Genomic DNA, 3,690 nt, shown 5'->3' on the forward strand with positions numbered 1-3,690 from the left:
ACGTATGGGCTATTGCAGCGGCGATTGTTGTTCCGTTCCTTATTTTTGTTTTGGTGATTGGTCTTAACGAGTCCGATATTGAAAAGGATTCGGCGAAAGATGATGCAAGCAACTTTGATGTTGCCAAGAAACAGGTTATCAAAAAACCAAAGCCGAAGCCGAAACCTAAGAAAAAGAAACGACAGCAGCCGCAAAAACTACCCTCAATCAAGCCTGCAAATGTTGGCGCGAATCTGGGGGGGGCTGGGCTAAGTTTCGGTGTTCCTCAGTTTGATGAAACAGAATTTTCTGAGTTTTCTGATAACGATCTTCTAGCAGGATCTAGTGATCAGGCCATGGACAAAAGTAGCGTCGATACGCCTCCGAAGGTTCGAAAGCGTTCTCCGATTGTTTATCCGGAGCTCGCAAGAAAGCAGGGTGTTAGTGGCTACGTCACCATGAATGTTCTGATCGATGAAAGTGGCAATGTTGAAGACGTTGAGATTCTTGACTCTAAGCCTGAAGAGATATTTGACCTGAAGGCCGACAGTACCATTCGTCGTTGGAAATTTGAGCCTGCCACCTACAACGGTAAGAAGGTGAAGGTTTGGGCGATGCAAAAAATAGTATTTAAGTTGGATTGATATGCACATGAAATTATTTGTGGCAGTAGTGATGTGTCTCATGTGGTGTTTGCCATCCAGCGCAGCAGCACAAAAGACAGAAAAAATAGACTATGTAGCACTAGGCGCGACGTTGGTTAAAGACGGCTACATACAGCGAGCGAAAACAGTACTGGAAAAAGCTGAGGTAACAAAAGAAGGTTTTGATTTTAGTACTTATTACACACTGAAAGGGATAGTGTTTAATAAAACCGGCTATCCGAAGATCTCGAATATATTCTTCGATGCTGCAATTGAAAAGGGTCAAACAAAAGAGTCTGTATATCTTTATATTGCCCGAAATCATTGGCAGCGAATGGAGTATCAAGGTGTAATCGACGCGCTTGGTAAAGCGGGTCAGGCAGCCTTAGATAATCCTCAAATGTTGGTGATCAAAGCCGAAGCCTTTAAGCAGCTTGATGATATGAACTCCGCCTGGGCGACCTTGGACGAAGGTATTGAACTGCACCCAGAGTATTCGCGCTTCTACAGTCAGAAGTTTTATTACCTATTAGAGCTTGGCTTTTATCAAAGTGCTAATGACTACGCGCACCGTTATCTAGAAAGTGAAAACTATTCGGCAAAAGAATATCTGGCGGTAGCGTTTGCCCTAAGAGAGAGTGGTCAGAAAGATGCCGCTGCGGCTCTGCTAGAAGAAGGTGTGATCAAATATAACGACGATGATAAGTTGCTTGAGTTGCTTGGTCAGGTCTACATAGACCAAGAAAAGTACTTAATGGCTGCCTTGGTCTTTGACTGGGCGTCGATACGCTTCCCGAAGTTTTCTGCTAAGGCAGCAACCCTTTATCTGAAGTCTGGCGAACCAGTAAGGTCTTTACAGTTAAACCGTCGTATCAATCAGCAGGAAGAAAAGTTTAGACAGCGTGTTGGTATCGATATTTACCTCGAAGACTATGAGTCGATGGTTGCAAAGACTGACTCCTTACAACGCTATGACTTGTTGAAAGACGAAAATATCTTGTATGCACTTGGTTTTGCGCATTATAGAAATGGTGATTATGAGCAGTCTAAACGCTTACTGCAAAAAATCACTGATAGCCAATTATTCCAGAAAGCTTCCCATTTATTTCAGCAAATAGAGATCTGTCAGAATGACCCGTATGCATGCCGTTAAATTACTCCTAGCGAGTCTTCTATGTTTGTTCTCGGCAAGCGTGTTTGCAGCTGAGCAAACTGCTAAAAAAGAGAATTTATTTATCTTCGTTTTCAAAGAAGGTGTGGCGCAATCGAATATCAACGTTAAGGTTGGCGATGAAAGCTCAAAGACCGATGAGTTTGGTGTGGCTGCGTTTACTTTGCCAGCAGGTGATCACGAAGTTGGTTATTACAAAGGCGGAGAGTTGTTTGCATTAACCGATGTAGCATTACTTGAAACTGTATCGAGTCAGGTATTCCTGAACTTAACGAATCAAGGCGAAAGCGTAGAGCTTGATCTACCGCTGTCAGCGTATGAGCAGGACTTTGATCATCAGGATGTTAAGCCGCAAACCGGTCCTAAAGGTAATCTGATTTTCTCCGTGAGAGATTCTGCAAATGATGCCGCTGTTTCTGGTGCGAAACTATTCTTCAAGGGCTATGCCATCGATGCAATCACTGATGAAAAAGGTATTGCCACGGTAGAGCTTGCAGCGGGTGACTATGATATATCAGTTATCCATCCAAAGTATGTAATGCAGGTAAGCAAGGACGTTTCGGTTCGAGCCGAAACAGATAACGAACACGCGGTTAAGTTGATTAAGGCCGATATTGTATTAGATGAGTTTGTTGTATCGGCGCCCTTTGTTGAAGGGAGTTTGGCTTCAAATATTGCAGAACTTAAAGATAGTGATGTTGTGGGTGACGCAATTTCTAGTGAACAATTTAGTAAGTCTGGCGATTCAGATGCGGCTGGCGCCCTAAAGCGGGTGACCGGTATTACTATTGTTGACGATAAGTTTGTCTTTGTTCGTGGTTTGGGGGAGCGCTATAGCACCGTTCTTCTAAATGGGCTTGAAGTGCCTTCACCTGAACCGACAAAACGCGTAGTTCCGCTTGATATATTTCCTGCCGGTGTTATCCAGAGCATGGATATTCAAAAGACATTTTCTAGCGATATTCCAGGTACCTTTGGTGGTGGCACAATCTTAATCAATACCAAAGATATCCCAAAAGAAGATAATTATATCAGTGGTAGCATCAGTGTTACTGTCAATGATGCAACAGGTAACGACGTTGTGCATAACCCTGATAATGACCAGAGCCTACCTGGTATCTTGTTGAATTTAAGTGATGGCTTTAAAGCCTTAACGAATGAAGTAAAAGTTGGTGATTTGGTACTTGCTGAGGGTATCACAGCTGCTGAAAGAACGGCACTCGACAAAGCAATGGTTAGCTACCGTAGCTATGGTATTACTGAAACCAAGCTTGATCCAGGTACGAGTTTATCTACATCCTTCGGTCAGAGTTTTAAAACGTCTGGGGGGATGAAGTATGGCTTTGCCGGAAATCTATATTATAAAAACGAGCAAAATAATAGCGCCGATGTGACGGAAAATACTCAGGCCGATGCAAATCAGCGTGACAAAGATAAGACATTTGGGAAGACTGTTTTAAATGAAAAGCTTGGAGGTTTGGTTAGTTTTGGTCTTGAACCGACAAGCAACTCAAAAATTAAATATACCTTTGTTGGTCTAAATGAAGAAGAGGATCAAACAACGCAGTCTCAAATATATGACTATTTAGAGGAAAGGTCATCTGAAAAGGTCTTGCTAAGGTATACAGAAAAAGAGCTCTACTCACATCAACTATCTGGGGAGGGTTTACTTGGTGAGAAATCTGGTAGTCTTCTAGATGCGTTAAATCTCAGTACAGCTTTATCATTTTCTTCTGCTACGCGTTTAGAGCCCGGTACTTTTGAATATGTTTACAAAGAGTCGAATTCTGGCAGCGGGCTTGCGATTGATAAAAACAAAATGTTTTATCAATACTCAAACCTTGAAGATGAAGTTTTGAATTTTCGAGCGGATGCTTCCTTGCCGTTTACGCTCAA

Annotated in this window: 3 protein-coding genes; all 3 read left to right on the forward strand. The window is 42.5% G+C overall.

All coding sequences use genetic code 11. The features are described from left to right. Window positions 1–623, forward strand: a 623-nt coding sequence (locus A3757_RS15230; RefSeq protein WP_068739877.1) for an energy transducer TonB, incomplete at its 5' end; no start/stop codon positions are given. A gap of 7 nt (window positions 624–630) precedes the next feature. Then, window positions 631–1,776: a lipopolysaccharide assembly protein LapB gene (locus tag A3757_RS15235; protein WP_156490370.1), complete on the forward strand. Its 1,146-nt coding sequence runs from the start codon at window positions 631–633 to the stop codon at window positions 1,774–1,776. Continuing rightward, a partial coding sequence (locus A3757_RS15240; protein WP_156506340.1) for a TonB-dependent receptor plug domain-containing protein occupies window positions 1,754–3,690 on the forward strand: 1,937 nt, incomplete at its 3' end. The genes A3757_RS15235 and A3757_RS15240, both read left to right, overlap by 23 nt.

The organism is Oleiphilus sp. HI0117, from assembly GCF_001635235.1.